The organism is Blautia sp. SC05B48, assembly GCF_005848555.1.
Lineage (GTDB): Bacteria > Bacillota > Clostridia > Lachnospirales > Lachnospiraceae > Blautia_A.
This window is the reverse complement of the sequence record NZ_CP040518.1, coordinates 2663515-2687917: the sequence shown is the minus strand read 5'-3', so window position 1 is coordinate 2687917 and position 24403 is coordinate 2663515. Positions and strand designations below refer to the sequence as shown.

Sequence of the window (24403 nt, the reverse complement as noted above, 5' to 3'; positions counted from 1 at the left end):
TTCACACGGATCTTTCTCATCTGATTTTCGGATCTCTCAGACTGTTCTCTTTAATTCCGACATCCTAAGGATCTTCACGATCAGCGGGATCACCATAATGACCCAGACTATCGGTTCTGCCACGATCACGCCGGTATATCCGAGAAGCGGCACCAATGTCACTGCGATCACCACTTTTCCGATCATCTCCAGCGCACTGGAAGTCAACGGGATCACCATTTCTCCAAGTCCCTGCATAGCATTTCTGAGTACACTGATCACAGCCGTTACAAAATAAAAAAGCGTATCGAATTTAAGATAATTGGTGGCGTTTAGGATCACCGTCTCATTGTGGCTTCCTGTGACCAGATAGATCAGCTGTTTTCCAATGGTAAAACTGAAAATCACAGTCATCACGGACCAGATACAGGTATACAGAACTGCAAGACTGATTCCCTGGCGCACCCGGTCCATACGCCCTGCACCTGCGTTCTGTCCGCAGAAGATTGCCATAGTCTGCCCGAACACGCCAAACATGATCATAAACATTTCCGTGATCTTACGGGCCGCTGTATGTGCCACGATGATATCTCTTCCAAGTCGGTTGATGGAGGTCTGCAGTGCCAGTGTACCAAGATTTACCAGAGAATTTACAAGTCCCATGGAAAGTCCTGCACTCAGCATATTTTTCATCATATTTCTGTCAGGATCAGAAAAATCCTCTTTTTTCAGCCGTAGGATCTCATACCTGCGGATCATGTAAAACCAGCATACCAGAAAAGCCAGCGTCTGTGAAAGTACTGTGGCAATGGCTGCTCCCTGAACTCCTGCTTTTACTACCAGAATAAAAAACAGATCTCCTGCGATATTTAAAGTTACAGACACTGCCAGGATCACAAGGGGCGTCACCGTATCCCCAAGTGCACGCAGAGATGCCGCACAGGTATCATAAAGAAATGTTGCCAGCATACCTGCAATAATGATAAAGATATACTGTCTGGCGATTCCCGTCAAATGATCAGGAACATTCAGGAACCTCAGGATCGGATGCAGAAACAAAAGTCCCAAAACAGTCAGAATCAGAGAAAGCACACTGCCCATTACAAGAGACAGCGCAAAGGATTTTCGCACTTCTTCCCGGTTTCCGGCACCGAATTTCTGTGCGGTGACAATGGCAAATCCATTTGCAAGGCCCATCAGAAAACCGATGATCAGCCCGCTTAAAGGACTGGTGGCCCCTACTGCAGCCAGCGCATCTTCTTTTAAAAAGCTCCCCACAATCCTAGTATCTGCCAGGCTGTACGTCAGCTGCAGGAGATTTCCCAGAAATACAGGAAGTGCAAAGGACAGGATCAATGTGGAAGGTCTCCCTTTTGTCAAGTCTTTCATGTCATCCTCCCTCAGTCAACGATATCATTCTGAAAACGGGAAAGATGCTCATAAGGAAGAATCATCCTTCCGCGGAACAGTCCGCAGCCATCATTGATCAGGCTATTATTTACCGCACCAAACATATTGACATCCAGTTTTGCAAGATCCAGTCCAAGAAGCCGCATCCCCCGCTCATAGGCCTCGTCAAAATAGATACATTCCCCCTGGGGAATCGCGTCCCTTCTCCTGCGTTCACTTTCCTGTTTTTTCTCATAGCTTAAATGGTTGGCGGAACCAATCTCCGCAACATCATCCATGTCTTTGGTCCGCAGCTGTACTTCCATATAGCTTCGGGAACTGTTATCATAAAACGTGATATGCAGGGACTGATAATCATCCTCACTGTTGTTACAGATGTAATCTCGGTAATAAGGTCTGACCTCCTCACTGAGCAACGGAGAAGTGCTTTCCTGTACCCCTCTGGCCGGCTCTGCGGTAAATCCTCTTTCTTCCAGAAATCCCGGAAGTATATTGGCAATTTCATAAAGATAACGAAGCTCTTCTTCTCTGACATTCTCTCCATTTTTCAGATGACATCTGGGCATGGCGATAACGATCCTGTACGCAATAAAATCCCGAAAACAACTTAAGCGCTCCTTGATCTGTGACACGGAAGGATATTCACCTTGTTCTTTGTAATAGTCATAAATAAACTCCACTACATATCCATTAAATTTTTCCTCCGCACGGATCAGAGATTTGATCCTTCCCTTGAAGGTAAACGCCAAAAACGGATATTCCCCTGCCATGTATTTATAAAATTCCCGGATTTTCTGAGACTGAGCAGTAAGGAAATCATTATGCTCCAGAAGCTCCTGGATCTGGATCAGAAAATTACAGTGTACCAGATCGATCTCGTTGTGTTTTTCCTTCGCCTCTGTTCTAAGATCCCGGATGTATTTCTTCAGTATCCGAAGAAGAGTATCTCCGGAATACAGATAATCATTTAATATTATCATTTGTGTTTCTCTTTTCTACTTTTAGTCTTTTCAGGATCACATATTTACAACAACTGCCGGATGATCTGTGCTCCTGTCTTTTATTTATTTCAGTTTTTCACGGAAAAATTCCGCAATCCGGTTCCATACCTCATCCTGAAAAAACTGGATATCTGCATGGTCTGCACCATCCAGTGTCAGCAAAGTGACATCACAGCCATTTTCTTCAAGAAGGACATATAAAGTTTCCGACTGAACATAAGGAACGACCTGATCGCAGTTGCCATGAATGATCATAAATGGCGGTGCATCCTTCGTAACCTTGGAAACCGGACTGCTCTGGTATGCCATTTCTTTATTTAACATGGAATTAAATCCAAGCAGAAGGGATTCTGCGGAAGAAGCACATTTTTCTGCAGATTCACACGGAAATGCAGAAAGATCCGTAGGCGGGTACCATGGGCAGGCAGCCTGTACCTTACTGGATTCTTCCAGATACCCTCCCACATCCAGAGCCGGATCATTGTCCAGCGCAGCCATACATGTAAGATATCCTCCGGCAGACTCTCCCATAACTCCTATCTGCTCTTTGTTGATGCGGAACCGGTCTGCATGAGCTTTCAGATAGCGGATGGCTGCCTTTACATCCTGCAGCGGCATCGGATACGGGCCCTGATTGGAAGTACGATACTCCACACTTGCCACTACAAATCCATCCGATGCCAGTCTGCTCAGATAAAGATTATGTGCGGATTTATCCATCATCAGCCATGCACCTCCGCAGATCCAGAGGATGCAGGGATAGGTTTTTCCATCTTTTGTTTCCGGGTAGATTATATCCAGTTTCAGATCCCGCCTGCAATGTCCGAACCAGGAATCCACCTGTGCGTAAGTAATATCATTTACTGTAATATACTGAGGCTTCTCTGCCGGAAGCTTCAGTGTCTTTTTTTCTGCTTTTGTCATAATCTATTTTCCTCTTTTCTTCTGATCATTTTATCTTTGAAATATTTTTCTTTTATTTTATCACAACACTGCTTTTTCTGCTTTTATTTTTCGGAGAAAAAGCACTCTTTTTCTGCAAAACAGGGTTTTGATCTTTTTGTTCATAAATCCCTCCTCTTTGTAAGTAAAATTGTTTGTCAGCAATAACAAAAAGCTGCTATAATAGATTTTCTCTATTGTAACAGCTTTGTTTTCCTACTTTTGGAATGGATTTATTATATTATAAGTTTTTTCTCTGTCAACGCCCGCAGACAATTTCACAGCTTTTCTTTATCAGTAAACCTGTATCCTGCTTTCTCAGATCTGATACCAACGAATCTCATTAGCTTCCAGATGAAGGTCAAAGCTCTTTCCATCCCCTGTGTAAACCGTAGTATCCTGTGGCTCATAGGTGTTGTTTACCACACAATACTTTTTATTTTTCACATAAGCATGTACTTCCACATTATAATTGGAAGAAAACCAGCAGAAAAGCTCATTTTCTGCTGCGGCTGACCAGAGCACCGCACGATAAAGGATACGACTGTTGCAGAAGCTGTACGGAAGTCCGCTGATGTAAACACCTCTGCCTTTTCCGAAGGTTTTTACTGCCATCTGGACTTCCTGATTCTTCTGGATAAGAATCTTTGTATCCGGAAGTGCGAAGATATTCTTTTTCCCCTCACCGAAATCTACAGTTTCGTCTGTATCCTCCAGGATAAAATGATCTTTATGCTCTTCCCAGTTGTATTTATCTGTATTAAGATTAAATCCTCTTTCTTCCTCTACACCAAGAATATCATCCAGCTGGAAGAATTTTCCCTGCCACTGATGAGCCGCTGGCTCGCCCACTCCAATGAATCCGCCTCCATTATAGACAAATTTCCGCACAGCTGTAAGAATCTTCGGATCTGCCCAGTTCTCGCCACCGGACTGCGCAGTGTCCGCATCACCTACATTGATGATCACATCAAAATCATTCAGCAGATCTTTATCCTGACGGATGTCATCAAAGCTGATAAAGGACACATCAAAAGGCGCACCACTTAATGCCTCGATGATTCCGAAATAGGAATAATTCTGCTTGTAATAGATGGCATGATGTACCATATGGTTTCCCCAGGAGCGCATTTTTCCCCAGCAATTTAAAACTGCCACACGTTTTACGCAGTACGGTGTGGTTCCCCGGATGTTGTCGTAGAGCACACGGAATTCCTGGCAGACTTCCTTGATATACTGTACAAAATCCGGAAATTCCAGAGCCAGCTTCAGATAACCGCCATATCCAATCCTCTGGATCGGGCTTCGAAGGATGGCTCTTCTTGCAGTCACCCAGTTTACTTTTGCCTCTTTTACAGGATCCCCTCCCTCATGGAAGGTATCCGGGAAAAAGTACGGCAGAAATCTTCCCTCCGTATATTTTACATGTTTAATATCACTGAACAAACGTAAGGTCGCACCGTTTCCAACGCTTCCCACTACCGCATCCAGCCCGATGGAAGCAAACTCATCCATAAAGGGCTCCATTCCGATCCAGTGATCGCCCATGAACATCATGGCTTCTTTTCCATATTCATGAACAATGTCTACCATTTCCTTTGCAAGCTTCGCCACTTCCCGTCTCTGAAAAGCCTGGAAATCTTTAAATTCTTTTGATGGGATCCGATAAGTGTTGTTCATGTATCCCTGATCAATGATAAACTCCGGACGGAACTTATATCCCACTTCCTGCTCAAACTGTTCCAGGATATATGGACTCACCGAAGCGGAATATCCGAACCAGTCTACATATTTTTCCCGTGCCATCTCATCAAAAATCAGTGTGAACTGGTGAAAAAAGGTAGTAAATCGTACTACATTCACATAATCATGGGAATCCAGAAATCTGCGGAGGCGATCCATAGAATGCGCACGTGTTGCAGGCTGACGCACATCAAAAGTGATCTGAGGCTCTACATCCTTCCAGTCATTGACAACTGCATTATACATATGTACCGGATCCCACATGATATATGCAAGAAAGCTTACCGTATACTCATGAAACCCTTTCGCCGGTCTGATCACAACATTTCCGTTTTTTTCATCGTATGACCATTCCTCTGTACTGACAACTTCCCCGGTAGTCCGATCAATGACTTCCCACCATCTTCTGATATCATCTCTTGTATTCACCGCCAGCATATCCGGATACAGATGATCCATCAGATGGATCTCCAGAGTATCCGACACTGCCGTGTGAAAAGATGTCATGATATACATCTGCTGGATTTCTTCCGGATGAGCCTTTGCCCAGGCATTATCCTTTCTGGTGGTATAATAAGTTGCATAAATCTTTGCGCCGGTTTTCTTCAGCTCTGCCGGAAATTCTGTTCCATCACAGTCACGGATGGCATCTGCCCCCCATTCGTCCAGCATTTTCAGTGTCTCCGGAATCACATCCAGATCTGTCGGAATAGTCACTCTTCCTTTTGTTTCGCTCATCGCTTTACCTCCATTGTAAAAACCTCTGTTTTTTATTTCTGATATTTTTTCACGATCGTCTGCATAGTGTCCCATTTCTGTTCCATATCTGCCACCAATTTAAACTGTGTGCGGCAGCGGTCCAGATTATGTTCTTCCCGGTCGATTTTAAAATAATGATCTCCCTCCAGATAATCAGTAAGAAAGCGAATGCCGCATTCATAGGTCATCACCTTAGCTCCCATGGGAAGCATTTCGATCTCTTTTGCACTAAGCTTATCTCCACAGCTTTCCAGAAAGCCTTTTACATAGATTTCATAGAGTTCCATATCACAGGATACTTTGCTTAAATCTTTCTCATCCTCCAATGCAGTGCTGGCCCCGAAACGAATGGAATCCCCAAAATCATTCATGGCAAGTCCCGGCATAACCGTGTCCAGATCCACTACACAGATTCCCTTTCCTGTTTCCAGATCGATCATAACGTTATTCAGCTTCGTATCGTTGTGCGTTACCCGAAGGGGCACCTCACCTTTTGCCAGAAGCTCACCGAATACATTTGCCAGATACTCATGCTGAAGCGCAAATGCAATCTCTTCTTTTACAGATTCGGCACGATGGCAGCTGTCCTTCTCTATGGCATTTTTCAAAGTCTGAAAACGTTTCTTTGTATCATGAAAATCCTTTATCGTTTCATGCAGAGTCTCTGCCGGATAATCTGCCAGCATTTCCTGGAATTTTCCAAATGCAACTGCACTTTCATAAAAATCCTCCGGTTTTTCCGCCAGATCATAGCTTACTGCATCGGTAATAAAAATATAAGCTCTCCAGCATTCTCCGTTTTCATCTGTCAAGAATGCCTTCCCCTCTTTCGTCGGAATCAGGTTCAGAACCTCCCGTTCCGGATCTCCTCCCTTCTGAAGGACTTTCTTTTTCAGATGTCCAGTGACTCCGGCAATGTTCTCCATCAGTTCTTCCGGTTTCTGAAAGATTTCCCGATTGATCTTCTGAAGGATCACCTTAATGGACCCCATATCTCCGATCCGATATCTCAGCATATAGGTTTCGTTGATATGCCCGCTTCCGCAAGGGCCGCAGGAAACCAGTTCTCCGGTAAATGCAAACTGATCCGCTATTCTTTTTATCTCTTCTTTTGCTGTACCTTTCATTTTACCTTCTCTTTCCCAGACAACAGTAAAAAGCATACCGTCCGAAAACAAATATGCTTTATACTTTTTGCTGTGATCATTTTTTCCGCTTTAAGATCCTGGTGGCAAGCGGAGCCATATTTTCATCCGCTGATCCATAGAGAACTTCGTAATCCCCCGGAACAGAAACAGTTTCTGTCTTTTCTCCGAAGTTCTGGATAAACAGATATTCCGTATCCTCATTTTCTCTGGTTGTCACAGAAATACATTCCGGTATAAATGTAATCGGCATCTTCACACCTGCTTCCTCTGCTGCCCTTCCCAGAAAGTCCTCATAAAAAGACGCTTCCATATCTGCCGCCACATAATAAACATGGCCCTTTCCGTATTTCTTGTGAGTCAGCACCGGATACCCCTGATAGAAATCCCTTCCATAACGCAGCAACACTTCCGCATCGGAAACCTTTGCAAGCTCGCAGAGATTTTTACAGGTATAGCTTTCTGTAAGTCTGAGATGATTTCCTGTTTCCGGAACACCTACATTTTCTTCCCAGTCATAAAGTGCATCGATTTCTTCCGTACGGATACCGGCTGCCTCCATCAGTCCGTGAGGGGTTCCCTCAAGATAGCATTTATCTGTTTCATCTACAATTCCTGACCAGTAGGAAAGTACCAGAGTACCGCCATTTTTTGCAAAAGTGCGCAGCTTTTCGGCATATCCATGATAAAACATGTAGGCCATCGGTGCCGTTAACAGACGGTACCGGGACAGATCATGTTCCATATTGATGATGTCTGTATTATAGCCTTTTCTTCGGAGGGCACGATATTGTTTCTGCACATTTTCCTGATAATGCATATCCTCGTTTCGAGGTCCCTGCGCATCCTTCAGCGCCCAGTCATTTTCCCTGTCATAGAGAACAGCCACCGGAGACTTCGTCACGCTTCCAGCAGTTTCCCGGATCTGCTCCAATGCTTCTCCTACCTCTGTCACTTCGCGGAAAATACGGGTATCATCCCCACCGTAGTGATCGATCACCGCACCATGGAATTTCTCAGAGGCTCCCTGACTCTGACGAAGCTGGAAATACAGAACACTGTCTGAACCATGAGCAACTGCCTGCAGAGAAGCAGCCAGATGTATTCCTGGTTTTTTCAGCTTGTTGACAGGCTTCCAGTTGGTCGCAGAGGGACAGGATTCCATCAGAAGAAACGGTGCTTTCTTGATGCTTCGCATAAGATCATGCTGCATGGCTCCGTCCAACGCTGTGGTATAATTGTCTTTTTTATGCCAGCTTGGGTAATTATCCCAGGATGCAATATCCATAACATCCTTAAATTTTTTATAGTCCAGTCCGTTGTAGTCATACATCAGATTGGCGGTTGCCGGAAGCTCGGAACCACCTGCACGGATCGCAGAAATTTCATACTTCATAAAATCCACAGTCCTGTCTGTAACAAAACGTTTCCAGTCCAGGGTAAGTGCATGAAGAGCATTTTCCCCCTTTGGCGAAGGACTTTCGATCTGATCAAAGCTGTTATAGGTATGGCTCCAGAATGTTGTGCACCATCTGGAATTTAAATTTTCGATGGTTCCGTATTTTTCTTTCAGCCATTCCCGGAATTTTTCCTGGCACAGAGGACAGTGGCATTCTCCGCCATATTCATTAGAAATATGCCACAAAAGCACTGCGGGATGTTTTCCGAAACGTTCAGAAAGCTTCTTATTAATATTGTAGACTTTTTCCCTATATACCGGAGAAGTATAACAGTGATTATGTCTTCCACCGAAAAATCTTCTTGTGCGATCCGGATCCATGCGAAGAACTTCTTCGTATTTATCTGCCATCCATTTCGGTCTTGCTCCGGATGGTGTGGAAAGTATCGTATAAATTCCTTCTTTATACAGATTATCGATCACCTCTTCCAGCCAGTCAAAATTATATCTTCCCTCTTCCGGCTCCAGCACTGCCCAGGAAAACATTCCCATGGAAACGGTATTGATATGGGCTTTTTTGAAATATTCGATATCTTTTTTCAGAATATCCGGTCTGTCCAGCCACTGCTCAGGGTTGTAATCGCCGCCGTGTAGATAATGGTCATATCTGATCTGCTCTGCCATTTTTTTATCTCCTTATAATTTGATTCGCATCAAGCGGACAAAAGCATCCGCTGCGCTGCGAAGCTTTATCCCAGACAACTGCTCTGGTTAAGAAAAGGATGCTACATAATCCAGTTAAAGCATATTATACAATATACCTAAAGATTTCAGCAGCATCCTTTTTGTGTCAAGCAGGTATTCGCAATCCACATTAGGTTAAGATTATTTTACAGCTCCCGTAATACCCTCCGCAAACTGTTTCTGCAATACAAAGAATACAATCATAGTCGGAATGGAACAGAATAATACACCGCACATCAGCATACCGTAATCTGTTACATATCCTGTGATCAGATTGGCGATCAGCATCGGCATTGTCATCGCCTTATTATCTGTCATGATTACCTTCGGCCACAGATAAGAATTCCATGCATTCATAAATGTGATAACTGCTGCCGCCGCATAAGTAGATTTCATAGTCGGAATAAACATCTGGAAAAAGATCCTTACCTCGCTTAATCCATCAATACGTGCTGCTTCAATGATATCAACAGGAAATGCTCTGGCATTCTGACGGAACATCATGATCATAAATGGTGTGGAGATGATCGGGAGAATAAAACCTACCGCTGTATTTAAGAGTCCTGCTTTGGAAAACATCTTAAATAAAGGAACCATCGTTGCAACCTGCGGAATCATCATGGCAAGAAGCAGGATGGAAAACAGTCTGTCTTTCCATCTGTCATGATATACCTCAAAGCCATAACCTGCAATAGAACAGATCAGAAGGCAGATCACTGTGGTAAGAGCTGCATAAAACAGAGAGTTTCCAAGAGCTCTCCACAGCGGCTGCTGTGCAGTCAGGTTTTTAAAGTTCTGCATAAAATATGTACCCGGAAGGATCCGACCTCTGGATACATCTGTGGATGTATTGGTTGCCGCAGAGATCATCCAGTACAGCGGAAATACAGAGATAAATGATACGATGATCAGAAAAATATATGTAGGGATCAATCTTCTCTGAATTGCGGATTTGTTCTTTTTCTCAGTCACGTGTATCACCTACTTTCAAATTGATAAAGGCCAGGATCGCTACCATGATAAATATGATAAATGACATTGCTGCCGCATATCCGAAGTTTGGCACGTTGATGAAGCATGTATTATAAACATAATGGGACATTGTGATGGTTGAGTTTGCCGGGCCACCTTTTGTCAGGTTGACAGACTCATCAAACAACTGCAGTGTACCATTGATCGACATAATAAATGTCATGATAATTGTCGGTTTCAGAAGTGGTACGGTAATTTTCCAGAAAGTCTTCCAGCCATTGGCACCATCGATCTTTGCTGCCTCGTATACAGAATATTCAATATTCTGAAGACCTGCCAGATAGAACACCATGTTATATCCTGTCCATCTCCAGATCAGTGCGATGATGATCACGATCTTTGCACTTGTGGAGTTACCCAGGAAGTTATAGCCAGTTGTTAAAATTCCAAGTTTGATCAGGATGCTGTTGATCAGACCGTCTGTTGCAAACATAGAACGAAAGATCAGAGAATAAGATACAAGAGATGTTGCACATGGAAGAAATACACATGTGCGGAAAAAACCTTTAAATTTCAGATCCTTGTTATTCAGAAGCTGTGCAAGCAGGATCGCAAGGACCAGCATGATCGGTACCTGAATAATAAGATACAGGAACGTATTGACGATGGACTGCTGGAATACCTTATCCATCATGATACGTTTATAGTTACTGAAGATCGGATCCGCAAACCTCATATTTGCTCCGGCACCTGTCTGTAAAGAGATGATAAATGCACGGATCATCGGATAAAAACTCATGACAGCGATCATGATCGTTGCCGGTGCCAGAAAGATCCAGCCCGCCGCTCTCTGTTTCGCCACCAGAGACATGCCACTTTTTTTGGAATTCACAGGAACTCCTCCTTTCAAACATCTAAACCTTTACATAAGACAGGGGACTGCATGCAGTCCCCTGCTCTGTATTTCATTAATATTTCAGCTTTACTCTGTCATCTTGAATGCCAGTGTATCCTGTGCCTCCTGAAGTGCAGATTCTTTGTCTGTACCATTTACGATATTGACAACAGCTGTATTGATGCACTCTCTTGCCTCATAATGATAAGGAGTTTTTGTGAATTCCGGAATATGTGAAGAGTACTCTACAATTGTTGAGAAGATCGGCTGGTTATTGAAGAACTCGCTTGGCTCATTGTAAACCTCAGACTCACCAGCCGGCAGGTAGCAGGAAATCGCACCTGTCTCCGGAAGGATTGCATCATAGAAGTCTGTGCTGGAACCAAATGTGCTTGCAAGGAAGTCCTCAGCAAGCTCTACATTCTTGCAGTTGGATGTAATGTACCAGGAAGATCCACCGTTGTTTGCATAGTTTGTAGCTGTATCAACGCCGTCAACCTTCGGCATTGTTGTGATCTGCCACAGCCCCTTCTGATCCTCTGTTCCCATCAGCGTAGCTGTGATCCAGTTACCGTTAACGATACCGGCAGCCTCTCCGCCTGTGATCGTGGAGATATACTCATCCCAGTTATTTACTAATTTAACAACATTGTTCTTTACAAGATCCACATAAAGATCTACACATTTTTCTGCTACATCATTGCCAACGATATAAGCCTCTCCGTCATCATTTACGAAGTTTGCTCCACAGGACTGGATCATCATCATCAGAGTATCGCCGCCTGTTGCTTCACTTGTAAGGAGATATTTACCGGTTTTTTCATGAACGTCTTTACCGATCTCCATGAATTTGCTCCATGTGATATCTGTAAGGTCATCAATGGTATATCCTGCTTCTTTCAGAATATCTGTACGATAGCAGGCAATTGCTGCACCGTTATCAAACGGAACTCCGTAATGTGTGTCATCTACCATAGAGTAGGACTGTTTCAGTTTTCCGAAATCATCCCAGTTGATATCCATATCTTTCAGATCTGTGAATGCGTCTGGATAACTCTTCAGATATTTCTGATAGCTGTTATCCTGCATCAGGACGATATCCGGAAGTGTACTGTAATCTCCGGCGTTTGCAGCTGTTGTAAGCTTGGTCTGGCAGTCATCGGAAGATGTCTCAACAACATCAACCTTAAATCCCTCGTGATCCTTTGCATACTGCTCACCGGCAATGTTCATAGACTTAATATTGAAATTCTGGTCCCATGCCCATACAGTCAACGTGTTGTCGTCATCACCCTTTGCATATACTGCTGTAGTTGTTGCGGCAAAAGACATTACCATGATACCTGTCATTAACATTGCGAGTAATTTTTTCTTCATTTACTTTTCCTCCTTTATTAAGCACTTCCCGTTTGCTTATGAGTAGATTATAGCATCCGCATTCCGGCCATAGTTTGCAGAACCGTTCATATAATATGCAATTTCAACCATTTTATCGATTATGCACTATTATCACGCTGTATTTCCATAAAAAATATGCACTTTGAGGATTATCTCTTTTCGCGTTCGTCAGAACGCAAAAAAAAAGCCTCCTTTTTCGACATTATACGAACATTTTTCGTCAAAAAAGAAGGTTTTTGTTTCTATTTCATAAAATTTCATATTGTTTTTCATACATTTTTCACAAACATTTGAATGTATTATGCAAAATAAACCTTTTCAGGAAACTGTGTTTTCATCGTATGCAGCATTTCCTCCGTCAGATCAAGAAGAAGTTTTATTTTGCGTCCATTTTCCCGGATGATCATTGTATAGTAAGGTACATCATCTTCATAAGAAGTATAATCGTATTTTTTCAGTTTCTCCGTTCCGGTATTCTTTTTATATTTTGCCACTTTTTCATGATAGTGAGGTACGGTCACTTCCATTTCCTCAAGATTCAGCACGTGAGCTGTTTTGCGATATTTTTTGCCATAGATCACATCTATAGTCAGTTGTCCGTTTTCCATGGTATATTCATAGTCTCTCTGGCTGAATATGTCATAAACAAAATAAAGCAATGCCAGAAGAAATCCCGGAAGCATGAATGCCTGAGAGATCGTGATACCCATCAGTACAAAAATTGCCGCAAAGATCACCATTACTTTTCTGAGAGCTCCTGACATATGTTTTTTTTTTCTGGAGACCTGCTCCACAATCCTGTAATCGTACATTTCTTACCTCTTTCTATCTGCCTGATCCGCATACAGTCTGATATTTCTATTCTGTCGTGTCAGATCCACATATCTGGTTTTGTTGTTTTACCAGCCTTCCTCTGAATGGATGTCAAACTTAAGAAGCTGCTGTTCATAGTTCTCCGGACGTTTTCTCCACTCCAGAGGTGTCATTCCCGTAACCTGGCGAAAATTCCGGTTAAATGTGGAATTGGTGGTAAAACCACACTTATGTGCTATATCTGCAATTGGCTGATCTGTTTTTTTCAGATAATCACAGGCCGCCTGAATACGGATCGTATTGATATATTCCAGCGGGCTCATCTTCATGTAAGTCGTAAATATCCGGCGCAAATGAGTTTCACTGATATGACAGTATTCTGCCAGTTCGTCAATACGAATATCCTCCATGTAATGATCAGAAATATAATCCTGGGACCTGGAGATCATATCCATGACTTTCCCTCTGCCTTCGCTGTAACGTTCTTCGCCTGAATCCCGGTTTATCCTTGCGATTTCCACAAGAAGCGATGCCAAAACTCCCTTAGCTTCTTCCAGATAAAATTCCTCTCCATCCCGCATGATATCCAGAATCTTAAGGATCTTACCTGCCATGGATCGGTTTTCTTTTTCATTCAGAAAAAGCGATCTGGAGTTGATCCGCTGAACGATTTTTTCTCTTTTTACTGAATTATTAATAAATTTATCCAGGAATCCTTCTACATCAATAAAAAGATACTCCCAGCGGCTGATAGTTCCAATATCACTGTTTGTGGTATGTGGATAATTGGCTGGGATCACCGAAAATATCCGGTCATGAAACTGTACCTTATCCTCTCCCAGTATCATAAATCCCTGTCCTTCATAGCAGAACCCGATTTCCAGATAATTATGAAAATGGAGATAATCGATATCGTTCCCATAATTCTGGACCCACTTCTGTCCGAGCAATGCAAGGATGGGACTCCCCTCCGGCATCTTATAATATCGCAGCTCCATTTTGGGTTTTCGTTTTTTTGCCACAAATATTCCTCCGTATGTTTTCTGTTCCGATATTTACTGATCTTTCTGTTATATTACAGCCATACATAAAAAAAAGCAACCTGCAGGATAACAATAATTAATAACTCTTGTTTCTGCAGATTGCAATTTTATTTATATCAGCTAGTTGCTTTTTATCTGTTTATTCCTCGTCCAGGTAATATTTTCCATATGCATCTGCCGCTTTAATTGTTGCAAATACAGTTTCCGGTGTAACTTCAAATGGCATGTTGTGAAGTGTATCATTCTCCGCACATGCAGTTCTGGCAACTTCCATAAGCTGCTCGTCAGTTACCTTCCCAGCTCCAAGCTCTGCCAGAGTAACAGGAAGTCCTACTTCAATGCACCATAAGATGATCTCTTCCAGATCTTCCTGAGGAATATTCTCCAGTACCAGCTGTGTGATGGTTCCGAATGCGACTTTTTCTCCATGATACATATGATGGCATTCTTCCAGTACAGTAAATCCGTTATGGATCGCATGTGCACCTGCAAGTCCTGCACTTTCAAAACCAATTCCAGAAAGAAGTGTATTAGCCTCAATCACTTTCTCAACTGCCGGTGTGCATACTCCTGCTTCCAGAGCTATCTTAGCTTTTACACCCTCATCCATCAAGGTATTAAAGCAAAGTTCAGCCAGTGCCATTGCAGCCTCTGTTGTCTTACCTCCCGCACAGGAAGTCGCGCCGCTTCTCTTGCATGCCCTTGCCTCAAAATATGTTGCCAGTGCATCTCCCATACCAGCCACAGTAAGACGAACCGGTGATTTGGCGATGATATCTGTATCCATCAGAACAAGATTCGGATTTGCCGGAAGAAACAGATATTTTTCAAAAACTCCTTCTTCTGTATAAATAACAGACAAAGCACTGCAAGGGGCATCTGTAGATGCGATCGTCGGACAAATAAATACCGGTGTTCCCGCATAATATGCAACTGCCTTCGCTGTATCAAAGATCTTTCCTCCACCAATACCAATGGTAAGATCACACTGCTCATCTTTTACGATCTTTACCAGACGATCGATCTCACTGTTACAGCATTCACCGTTAAAATAATCAAAAACCACCTCACAGGAACTCTCAGCAAAGCTCTCTTCGATCGTTTTGCCAATTCTTTTATATCCGCCTTTACTGATCAGAACCAACGCTTTTTTTCCGCTCTTTGCAGCATAAGTTCCAAGATTCTTCATTTCTCCCGCGCCCTGTAAATATTTGGACGGGCTGATTAAAATTTTCGCCATTTTTATATTTCCTTTCTTTGTTTTCAGAAGTCAGCCTCCGCATCCGGCTTTTGTATTTATATTATAATTGCTGTATTTTTTTATTGCAAGGAGTATTTGAGGATTTATACAGCATCACCTGATCTGAAAAGCTGTTAAGCAATTTTCTTTTTCTCCCAGTCAATCTACTATCCTGCATATGTCAGAAAACATTGCAGTGCCACCCAAATTTGCATCGTTTTGGAATTTACAGCTTACGACTTCTATATAAGGAACATGGTATGTTTCAGGGGAATTAATTGATTTGATCAAAGTGCAGTGTTTTATGATATTTGGCATACTTCCTGAATATGCAATTTTCCATCTTTTACTGTATATTGGCGCTTGTAACTGCTATTTCTGGAATCATACGAAGTACTCACTGTAAATCCTTCATTCTGATTCAAAATTTTCTGTCTGTTTGCTCTGTTCCTAGTAATATACTTTGTGATCACATGAAAATCAGTTACAGCCAGCTTTCCAGAACATCATTCAGCTTATTCATATCCAGCGGTTTCGCGATATGTCCATTCATGCCTGTATTTTTGGCCAGCTGTACATCTTCTGCAAAAGCATTGGCAGTCATGGCAACAATAGGCAGTTTTCCCTTTTCACCCGGAAGGCTCCTGATTGCTGCAGTTGCCTCATAACCATTCATGACAGGCATTTGGATATCCATAAAAACAAGATCATACAATCCTTCCGGAGAAGCTTCCACTTTTTCAACTGCAATTTTCCCATTTTCTGCCGTTTCCACTTTTGCACCTGTCATCTGCAAAATTTCACCAGCAATTTCTCTGTTCAACTCATTATCCTCAACCAGCAGAATCCTTTTTCCCGTGTAGTCTGATTCTGACAGCTTCTCCAGATAATTTCTTGCTGTTTTTTCTTTTCTTCCTGAAGTAAACTGCCGCAGTGTTGCCGTCAGCCTGGAACGGAACAGCGGTTTTGCAATAAAAGCATCTACACCTGCAGCCTTTGCTTCTTCTTCAATTTCGCTGAATTCATAGGATGTCAGTACAATGATGGGGATCTCTTTTCCTATCCGTTTCCGGATCTGTCTGGCAGTTTCTATACCATCCATCTCCGGCATCTTCCAGTCTAAAATAACAGCAAAGTAATCATCTTTCAACTCATGCCGTGCATAACAGCGCTCAACCGCTTCCCTGCCAGAGAGAACCCATTCACCCATAATACCGATTTCCTTTAATGTTGCAACTGTACTTTCACAGCATGTCCTATCATCATCCACAACCAGGACCGGCAGATTCATCAGATCTCTGTCCTGTTCTTTTTCTTTTTCCTGAAGCTCCAGATAAATTGTTACTGTGATTTTAGTTCCCTTGTGCAAGGTACTGTCCACTTTAATAGTGCCATTCATCAGGTTCACAATATTTCTGCTGATTGCCATTCCCAGACCAGTTCCCTGGACTCTGGTTGTCCGGTGGTCATCCGCGCGGCTGAACGGCTCAAACATGATTTTCTGGAATTCCGGTGACATACCGATCCCATTATCCTCAATCGTAAATTCATAGCATCCAAGTTCTGAAAATCCATTTGGCTTTTCCTCTATGGAAAAAATAATATTCCCGCCATCCGGTGTATACTTGATCGCATTACTCATCAGATTCACAAATACCTGCTGAATCCTCAAGCTGTCACCACAGACAGCCTCATGTTCAATATGATTGATGTGTATATCAAAATTATGTTTATGTTCATCAAGCACCGGTTTCGTAAGTGTAATAAGATTATCTACCAGCTCTGACAGATTGAAATCTTCCTGTGCCAGTGTCATTTTTCCACTTTCAATGCGTGCCATATCCAATACTTCATTGATCAGCCCCAGCAGATGGCGGCTTGATTCTGTGATCTTGCCGAGGCATTCAATGACTCTGTCCTGGCTCTCAACATTTGCTCCTGCGATTGCTGTCAGACCCACAATCGCATTCATTGGTGTCCGGATATCATGGGACATATTGGAAAGGAATTCTGTTTTCGCACGATTTGCATTTTCTGCGGACCGGTAAGCCTCTTTCAGTGCCTGACGGGATTCAATCTCTGCTTTCTTCTCCTGTGTCACATCCATGGATGCCAGCAATACCTTTTCCAGCTTTCCATTCTTCCATTCCAAGGGAATATAAGAAGCGATTTTATAAGTCTTTTCATCCAGGCTGCAATACTCAAACTTATAAATATCATTTTCACTTTTCAGTTTTTTCCGAATATTATCCGGGGCTATCAGGATATCTATAGCTTCCAATGGTTCCAGTGTCTTATATTTTTCAAGAACCTGCATCTGAAAATCATGATAAAATCCCAGAGGTTTATATATCATCTGTCCATTCAGATTGTAGAATTCATATCTGTCATTTTCCAGATCACAGACAACAAAGCGGTCAACCAGACGCACTATGCTCTGGATCAGCTGCTCCATGGAAGCATTATCTGCTGCCATCTGCAGATGCCGTGCGCTCTCTACCTTTGTCTCTGTGATATCACGCAGAAAGATCATGGCATATTCTGAATCCTCTATTTCGCCACGTATGACCACATTGCGGACCCATCGTTCTTCTCCATTCAGAGTGATACGGCACTCTAAAGCCAATTCGGTTTCCAGCCCCTTCAGCCTTTCTGCAATATAACCACGGTCGTAAAAAGAGGATACCGCCTTCTTATCTGTCTCCACAACATAGGAATCCACAAAATGCCGGATCAATTCATCCCACGTATGACTCTGTTCAAAGACGGTCATCAGGGACGGTTCAACCTTAAAGGTATCAAAAGTATTCGCTTCCAGATTCACATAATACTCGCACAAATCTGCTTTCGTAAAAGCCCGGTGGAAAGCAGCAGATTTTTGTGCCTGCATGATTTCTTTTTTCTCCCCATCAATGTTAATAAAAATCCCGGCAATCCTGCTGGCAGAACCATCCAGACGGCGTATTACTTCTGCCGATGCCCGAAACCACTGGTATTGATTATCCTTCATTCTCATACGATACTCTACCTGGTATTTTATCTGGTTCGTCTTATCCTTAATTGCCGCCTGAAGCTGCACCATTACTCTTTCTTTATCCTGTGGATGCAGAAGATCTGACCAGGATTCCAGTTTATTCGGAAAGTCCAGGGTGTCATGATAGCCAAGCATTTTTCGAAATTCATGACTCCAGTTTGCATTCACAATCTCACTGTTTTCGTCACAGTCAAAATACCAGAAGCCGGAACAGATAGCCTCATTGAGCAGTGCCAAATTTATATGATCCCAGTTGACCTGTACGGACATAACCCAGATCTGTCTGCCCGCCTCATCTGTCGCATCCTCTTTACAAAGCCGTACATTATTCACTGTACCGTCTGCTGCAAGGATCTGTGCTTCCCCTGTTCCGTGAAGCTGCAAAAAACGGTCTCGCTCCAGTATATCTTCCTCGTCATAAAAGAAGTTTCTCAATGAGCCTTTTGTCTGTTCCATGAAAGTATCGAATGTATATCCTGTACTATGCAACAGCAGATTATCCACAGACAAAATAGACAGGTTTTGGTCATAAGATCCTGTCATTATACCTACCCCGCCATTATTTTCCAGTGTTTTCTGTACGGCCTGTGACATGGCCTGTGTCTGCCCCGTTACAGTCTCACCTAAGGAATATATTTTGTCTTCATAATTTTTCATTTTATAAAAGTCCTCTCTCCGTCTTATGCCTTCTTCATCCTGCTTTTATCTGTATACAGAAAACCTGTCCCTGCTAGTTTTGTTACCCATTTTTGCATACAAAAAGGACATCTGCCAAAATCTGCCAGTGTCCCTACTATATTCTTTAAAATCACACATCTATATAGTATAAAAGGTATCGGAATCTCTCCTGTTCAAACATCTTTTCCATATATTATGATGATATGGAAACAGTGGCAACCGGCTGACATGGTCAAACTTTCTGACTTTAGTCCCTTCTGGCTTTGCGGCCCTGCCTTTCAACAGGTTTGCCTTTAAAATAATTTTCATTTTTTCCAAAAATAAAATACCATGTGGTTTTTCTTACGTCAATAATATTTTGGTGGAAAATTTACATATATTTTAACCGAATCAAGTAACTCCCCTGTGGAGGTTGCGAAAAGCAATAAGCAGTGGGTGAGGACCTGCTTGTATCAGGAAGAGTTCAAGCTCAATGTCATCAACTGAATATCTTTATCCGATAATGACTTACTATTTCATTTGACATGAGCGCACAACCTTCATTGAAGTCCCAAAATGAATGATTTGCATATCTATGTATTAAAACTTTGCTATCGCAGAACTTAATTCTACTATGATGACAATTAAAAATTGTATAATTTATTCTTCTCTACAACAAATAAATCTGATTGCTTTAATCCAAGCGCGCAAAAGCAGGAGGATGCACATATTTTCTGATCTGTCCTAACAGACCCGTCAGAAATTCCTGTGCCTGACCTCTTTTTTTGTGCGCTTTTTTCGCCTCTTCTATCCGAGATCCGGCACTGCCATGTGCATCCCCCTTTCGGCAATCGTCACGAAAGGAGTCCCCTATGGCAAAAAAATCCCAGGAAACAGCCGACGAAAAGAAATATTTTGTACTCTTTGAAACAGATGAAGAAGGCATCCGCCAATTTCAGTCCTGTTCTGATCAGGACAGATCCGCGCCATGCTCTCTAAGATGTGCATAGAAGGCAAAATGGTTCCCGCCCTCAAACTGGAAGTCAATAAAAAGCCTATGATGTTTTCAAACGAGAACAATGGATGCAGGAGCATCATTACAGAATAGAAAACCGCTGTATCGTCAGCGGTCAAAACGGAAAAGCAAGATTCTGCCTCATCAGAATCCCCAACCCCTCATACACTCCGGACAACGGGCAGCCCAAAACCTTATCTAACAGCTGTACTGCCTGTCCGTACAACAATAAGTTCAATCTTCTGAAAGGAAAAACCTGCTTTTCAACATTATCCGTCACGGATAATGACGGAAACACCGATTCCTACGAGCCAGTGTCCACCCGTGACATCAACTATACTGACCACTACCAGGAACTACTCACCGGATGGATCAGCTACATTCAAAAGAACTATCCCAAGTATAACAGATATATAGAATTAATTAAACTCCTAGGACAAGAATTTACCCTAAAAGAAGCCTCTGCAATCCTGCATAAGCCACAGCGAACGCTCTACGGCTGGGTACAGACACTTAGGCCAATTTTTAAGGAATATTTGCAGACAATTGATAATATTTAAACAGAAAAAAATCCACCTGTTTCAACTTATCGACAGGTGGATTTATTCTTTCATCATTTAATTACAAATTCCGTTTTCAAATTTTCTACCAAAGTAGCTGTTTTAGTAGATTCTGCACTAGTGATATCTGTTACATGCTTATCAATTAATTGCGTTAATTTATTTACTTCGTCTGTTAATTTCGAATTATCCGATGCTATAACTAAAATTTTCTCGCAAAACTTATTCATCTTATTTGCATTCATTTCAGGAATTTTATCATCAGCTAAATCGTATTTAATCAGCATTAATATAAAATATTTAAATTTTCTATATTGCGCAGGAATGCTTTTATTTCTAAATAGAAATTCCAAACGATATAATGTAAATGCACAAGTATAATATGGCAATAGCTGATGTCCCTCATTAAAAATTCCATCTATTGCTTTTAACAAACGACCATAATATCTACTAGCTAAATGTGGTTTATCGTAAAACATAGATGCAACCGCTTTAATTTGAGTACTTATAGAAACAATACGCACTTTTTCAATATCTGTTCCATAATTATATTGCTTGGACCTTCTCTCGTAATAGAGGCGATTGGCTCCCGTAAATGTTCCATAAAATGCTTCCAATTTTCTATGAAATTCGTTTAATGCTATTAACTGTTCATCAGATACCTCTGTTTGACGGTTTGTTGCCTTTATTATTCTGTTTACAGTTTCATCATCTTCTGTTTCTATTAATTTTATCGGTAACTGCAATCCATTTATTATATCATCTTTATTATTAAATATAACATGACTAGTTTGACATCCATTAACAATCTGATAATCTGTCAATGTAAATTTATTTCCTATATTCGACAATTCCTTACATATTACAGTCACACCATTATTAAGAAGAACGAATTTTTGTGAATCTGTTCTTAACGATTCAGACATTTCATGATTTACGGGATTATCTCCCTGAAAATCCCTTACATTGTCATAAAACACACTTTTACGTATTTCTCCATTTTCTCCTGTAATAAGTTTCAAATAAGATTCACTATCAATATATCCTAAATACGACTGAGTAACTCCAGGTATTTCTGGCAAAAGAATTTTATTACTAAATTCTATTTCTGTTTCAATCACATCTATTGTGTTTCTATAATATTTCTGCAATAAATCAGCACCAACCGGAATATATACTACATTGCTAAAAATATTCAAGTCTAATAAGTCACTTTTGACAAGCTCCATTCTCCCCACGCAATTCTGATCATTAACCCATTTTCCTGTGGTTATATAATACAAATAACATACAGGTTTCTTCTTTATATATGTAGCCTTTGAAAAAATATATTCAACGATTTTACTTTTTTCAATTATAGCCTCATTTCTTCGCATTTGTGGACTGTCTGAAAAGAAATCTTTTACTCCAGTTCCAAAAGTTCCCATATCACCATAGTCAAAATTTGATGATGTTTTTGCCTGTACAAAAACAAAATTTATTTCGGATAATTTCTTATTAATCTCAAGCAAATCATCTATTTCCTCTTTTGATGTAATCAGCAATCCATTCACTAATATTGCAATTGCATCTATTCCACAATCATCACCATCTCCTATTACAACATCTATCGGGTTAAAATTTTCTGAATACATTTGTTCTATAGCGCAATATGAAGAAAACATTTCAAATTGTTTGCTTTGATTTTTTTCAACTATATCCTGCGATTTTAAAAAAGAATCCATATAGCTCTGTACAATTCTATCCATAAATTATCCTTTCTCGTATGTTCACTAAGAATCACATTATTTTATCCACATAAGTCCTTTTCAGTTATAGCAATTATAATACAAACGCCAACTTACAGCAACACGCCTCATTCTTCTTTCATATATTCAGATTCATCATTTCTGATTTTCAAATCAAAAATCGTCTCTTCAACAACACGTACACACTCATCTGTATTCTTCTTAATATCCTTTCCCCAGAATCTAATCACCGTCCAACCCATAAACAGCAATTTCTTATTAATCTCATCATCTCTCTCTATTTCTGGAAATCTTCGCTAACCAGTATTCACTATTATTCCCTTTTTCAAGTCTTGGTTTTAAAACTTCCCAGTCTTTCCCATGAAAAAATTCACCATCACAAAAAATAGCAATTTTATACTTTGTAAGAACAATATCCGGTTTTCCAGGAAGCTCTTTATAGTTCTTTCTATATCTGTACCCTTTATCCCACAGTGCTTTCCGTAGTATTGTTTCTATCTTCGTATTATCTGAACGAATGTGTTGCATATTCTTCTTTCTTTGATCCGGTGTCAAATTATCCATATCAATTACCCCAAAAAGACTACATCATTGTGATATTCAAGAAATGATTTACCGGGCAAAAATTTATCTGGAAGATTGATTTGTGTACCTTCATACCCATAGAACCAATCTCTTGTTTGCTTATCCATTTCAGCATTTTTCATTTCTTTAGAAACTATCAGCCTTAATTTACTGTCTAACGTTATTAAACCTCTATCAAAGGCCTTATCATGTAATGAATTTAAACACAATCCATTACATGGATTTGTTCTTTCAGTTTTTTCATCACAAACATTCCAAGGTTTAATATGACTCGCAATTAACAAAGATGATTTTGACATTCCTGTTATACAGCATTTATTTCCGTATGAGCTTAAAACAGCCATTCTGAAAAAATATTGTCCAACACGCTTCTTCATTACTCGCTCTTTATATTCTCCCGGTGGAATATCATCAATATCTCCCACATCAATAATTTCCCTAACTTCTACATTTTGCATTCTTGCTCGAATTTCCTGAGCCTGATATGATAGTTCTGTCCAATCATTGCAAAATTCGCTAAATATTTCTCCATCCAGTTTACTGCCATGTGCCATTGCTGTAACATTTCTTTTTTTTAATTCCGGATCATAATGCGCTAAATTATGCATCTTTAATCCTACAGATCCAGGCGTTCTACCTAAAAGTTCTGCAAGCTTTTTTATTTCTGGATTTGACTGGCTAATTTTACTAAATGGTGTTCGACAATACAATTCATATGCTAAAATCGTTTCTTCCCGGCTCCATTTTACTCCATTCCGATTTGCCATATTATCTTCCTTATCTTAACGTGCTTTTCCAATTTTGATTTATTTCTTACACTCACTATACACTATATCACATTTTTACAGCCAGTTATTTTTTAATCGCATAAGTTCTTACAGTTCATATTTTCGCTGCTTTTTGGCAGCATTTTGTTAATTTTTTCATTGACATTAGGCAGCGTGCGTGATATACTTTCACAAGAGGTGAGAGTATGCCCAATTTAGGCCAATTTATAAAATCCAAAAGAGAATCTTCCGGATTATCTTTAAAAAAATTAAGTTCCGCAACTGGAATCAGCGACACTGAAATATTAAAAATTGAAAACGGTACCCGCAAGAAACCAAGCTGGGAACATCTTTGTAAAATTGCAAAGGCATTAAATTTTCACCCATTTGAGGTTTTGCTTAGTGCTGGGTACATATCAGAAAATGATATTCATCCACCATTATTGATCAGCGGACTGGAAGATCTGAATGAGCAACAACTCAATACAGTTCAACTGTTCGTTAACTTTATCAAAACACAGGAAAAGACCTGTCTGAACGATTAAGGAGGCTAC

17 protein-coding genes, 1 pseudogene and 1 riboswitch are annotated in these 24403 nt (G+C 41.0%); of the genes and pseudogenes, 2 read left to right on the top strand and 16 right to left on the bottom strand.

What is annotated here, in order from left to right:
* Positions 1-36: 36 nt before the first annotated feature.
* From EYS05_RS12395 to EYS05_RS12335, 13 genes are all read right to left on the bottom strand, one after another.
* Positions 37-1368: an MATE family efflux transporter gene (locus tag EYS05_RS12395; protein ID WP_138277289.1), complete on the bottom strand. Its 1332-nt coding sequence runs from the start codon at positions 1366-1368 to the stop codon at positions 37-39.
* A gap of 11 nt (positions 1369-1379) precedes the next feature.
* The gene (locus tag EYS05_RS12390) at positions 1380-2369 is read right to left on the bottom strand and encodes a guanosine polyphosphate pyrophosphohydrolase (protein ID WP_138277288.1); all 990 of its coding nucleotides are present in this window, start codon (positions 2367-2369) and stop codon (positions 1380-1382) included.
* An 84-nt stretch (positions 2370-2453) separates the two neighbouring features.
* Entirely contained in the window at positions 2454-3314 is an 861-nt protein-coding gene (locus tag EYS05_RS12385) for an alpha/beta hydrolase (protein WP_138277287.1), read from the bottom strand.
* 336 nt (positions 3315-3650) lie between these two features.
* A complete protein-coding gene (gene gnpA, locus EYS05_RS12380; protein ID WP_118624439.1) occupies positions 3651-5813 on the bottom strand; it encodes a 1,3-beta-galactosyl-N-acetylhexosamine phosphorylase in 2163 nt (720 codons plus the stop codon).
* A gap of 32 nt (positions 5814-5845) precedes the next feature.
* Positions 5846-6961, bottom strand: a complete 1116-nt coding sequence (locus tag EYS05_RS12375) for a phosphotransferase enzyme family protein (protein WP_138277286.1) — start codon at positions 6959-6961, stop codon at positions 5846-5848.
* A gap of 76 nt (positions 6962-7037) precedes the next feature.
* On the bottom strand, positions 7038-9062 hold the full coding sequence (locus tag EYS05_RS12370; RefSeq protein ID WP_138277285.1) for a beta-galactosidase: 2025 nt from the start codon (positions 9060-9062) through the stop codon (positions 7038-7040).
* Positions 9063-9263: 201 nt separating this feature from the next.
* Positions 9264-10094 carry a carbohydrate ABC transporter permease gene (locus EYS05_RS12365; protein WP_174235849.1) on the bottom strand — a complete coding sequence of 277 codons (831 nt, stop codon included), beginning with the start codon at positions 10092-10094 and terminating at the stop codon, positions 9264-9266.
* Complete coding sequence (locus EYS05_RS12360) at positions 10087-10986, bottom strand: carbohydrate ABC transporter permease (protein ID WP_022426329.1); 900 nt, start codon at positions 10984-10986, stop codon at positions 10087-10089. Before EYS05_RS12360 ends, EYS05_RS12365 begins: the two co-directional genes overlap by 8 nt.
* A gap of 90 nt (positions 10987-11076) precedes the next feature.
* On the bottom strand, positions 11077-12366 hold the full coding sequence (locus EYS05_RS12355; protein WP_138277284.1) for an ABC transporter substrate-binding protein: 1290 nt from the start codon (positions 12364-12366) through the stop codon (positions 11077-11079).
* Between the two features lie 320 nt (positions 12367-12686).
* Complete coding sequence (locus EYS05_RS12350; protein WP_138277283.1) at positions 12687-13199, bottom strand: hypothetical protein; 513 nt, start codon at positions 13197-13199, stop codon at positions 12687-12689.
* Between the two features lie 87 nt (positions 13200-13286).
* Positions 13287-14222 carry a helix-turn-helix domain-containing protein gene (locus EYS05_RS17720; protein WP_243119100.1) on the bottom strand — a complete coding sequence of 312 codons (936 nt, stop codon included), beginning with the start codon at positions 14220-14222 and terminating at the stop codon, positions 13287-13289.
* 160 nt (positions 14223-14382) lie between these two features.
* Positions 14383-15483 (bottom strand): glycerol dehydrogenase, encoded by a 1101-nt coding sequence (locus EYS05_RS12340; protein ID WP_138277282.1) that lies wholly within the window; start codon positions 15481-15483, stop codon positions 14383-14385.
* A 484-nt stretch (positions 15484-15967) separates the two neighbouring features.
* On the bottom strand, positions 15968-19174 hold the full coding sequence (locus tag EYS05_RS12335) for a hybrid sensor histidine kinase/response regulator (protein WP_118513358.1): 3207 nt from the start codon (positions 19172-19174) through the stop codon (positions 15968-15970).
* Between the two features lie 232 nt (positions 19175-19406).
* A riboswitch (cyclic di-GMP riboswitch) is annotated at positions 19407-19497 on the bottom strand.
* 760 nt (positions 19498-20257) lie between these two features.
* On the opposite strand from EYS05_RS12335, the gene EYS05_RS12330 reads away from it, so the two are divergent.
* A complete protein-coding gene (locus EYS05_RS12330) occupies positions 20258-20749 on the top strand; it encodes a hypothetical protein (protein ID WP_138277281.1) in 492 nt (163 codons plus the stop codon).
* Between the two features lie 53 nt (positions 20750-20802).
* On the opposite strand, the gene EYS05_RS12325 is transcribed toward EYS05_RS12330, so the two are convergent.
* The 3 genes and pseudogenes from EYS05_RS12325 to EYS05_RS12315 all read right to left on the bottom strand — a co-directional run bounded on the left by EYS05_RS12325 (position 20803) and on the right by EYS05_RS12315 (position 23849).
* Positions 20803-22497, bottom strand: coding sequence for an AIPR family protein (locus EYS05_RS12325; protein ID WP_138277280.1), 1695 nt, complete (start codon positions 22495-22497; stop codon positions 20803-20805).
* 107 nt (positions 22498-22604) lie between these two features.
* Positions 22605-23061 (bottom strand): annotated as a pseudogene (locus EYS05_RS18090) (very short patch repair endonuclease).
* A gap of 5 nt (positions 23062-23066) precedes the next feature.
* Positions 23067-23849 carry an HNH endonuclease gene (locus EYS05_RS12315; RefSeq protein WP_138277279.1) on the bottom strand — a complete coding sequence of 261 codons (783 nt, stop codon included), beginning with the start codon at positions 23847-23849 and terminating at the stop codon, positions 23067-23069.
* A gap of 206 nt (positions 23850-24055) precedes the next feature.
* Between EYS05_RS12315 and EYS05_RS12310 the strand changes: the two genes are divergently transcribed.
* Positions 24056-24394, top strand: coding sequence for a helix-turn-helix domain-containing protein (locus EYS05_RS12310; protein WP_117496744.1), 339 nt, complete (start codon positions 24056-24058; stop codon positions 24392-24394).
* The last annotated feature ends 9 nt before the right edge of the window (positions 24395-24403 follow it).

Bases quoted from the DNA above. Each gene is read 5' to 3' on its own strand.
- EYS05_RS12395 (WP_138277289.1), bottom strand. From the start codon at position 1,368: ATGAAAGACTTGACAAAAGGGAGACCTTCCACATTGATCCTGTCCTTT.
- EYS05_RS12390 (WP_138277288.1), bottom strand. From the start codon at position 2,369: ATGATAATATTAAATGATTATCTGTATTCCGGAGATACTCTTCTTCGG.
- EYS05_RS12385 (WP_138277287.1), bottom strand. From the start codon at position 3,314: ATGACAAAAGCAGAAAAAAAGACACTGAAGCTTCCGGCAGAGAAGCCT.
- gnpA (WP_118624439.1), bottom strand. From the start codon at position 5,813: ATGAGCGAAACAAAAGGAAGAGTGACTATTCCGACAGATCTGGATGTG.
- EYS05_RS12375 (WP_138277286.1), bottom strand. From the start codon at position 6,961: ATGAAAGGTACAGCAAAAGAAGAGATAAAAAGAATAGCGGATCAGTTT.
- EYS05_RS12370 (WP_138277285.1), bottom strand. From the start codon at position 9,062: ATGGCAGAGCAGATCAGATATGACCATTATCTACACGGCGGCGATTAC.
- EYS05_RS12355 (WP_138277284.1), bottom strand. From the start codon at position 12,366: ATGAAGAAAAAATTACTCGCAATGTTAATGACAGGTATCATGGTAATG.
- EYS05_RS12350 (WP_138277283.1), bottom strand. From the start codon at position 13,199: ATGTACGATTACAGGATTGTGGAGCAGGTCTCCAGAAAAAAAAAACAT.
- EYS05_RS12340 (WP_138277282.1), bottom strand. From the start codon at position 15,483: ATGGCGAAAATTTTAATCAGCCCGTCCAAATATTTACAGGGCGCGGGA.
- EYS05_RS12335 (WP_118513358.1), bottom strand. From the start codon at position 19,174: ATGAAAAATTATGAAGACAAAATATATTCCTTAGGTGAGACTGTAACG.
- EYS05_RS12330 (WP_138277281.1), top strand. From the start codon at position 20,258: ATGCAGGAGCATCATTACAGAATAGAAAACCGCTGTATCGTCAGCGGT.
- EYS05_RS12325 (WP_138277280.1), bottom strand. From the start codon at position 22,497: ATGGATAGAATTGTACAGAGCTATATGGATTCTTTTTTAAAATCGCAG.
- EYS05_RS12315 (WP_138277279.1), bottom strand. From the start codon at position 23,849: ATGGCAAATCGGAATGGAGTAAAATGGAGCCGGGAAGAAACGATTTTA.
- EYS05_RS12310 (WP_117496744.1), top strand. From the start codon at position 24,056: ATGCCCAATTTAGGCCAATTTATAAAATCCAAAAGAGAATCTTCCGGA.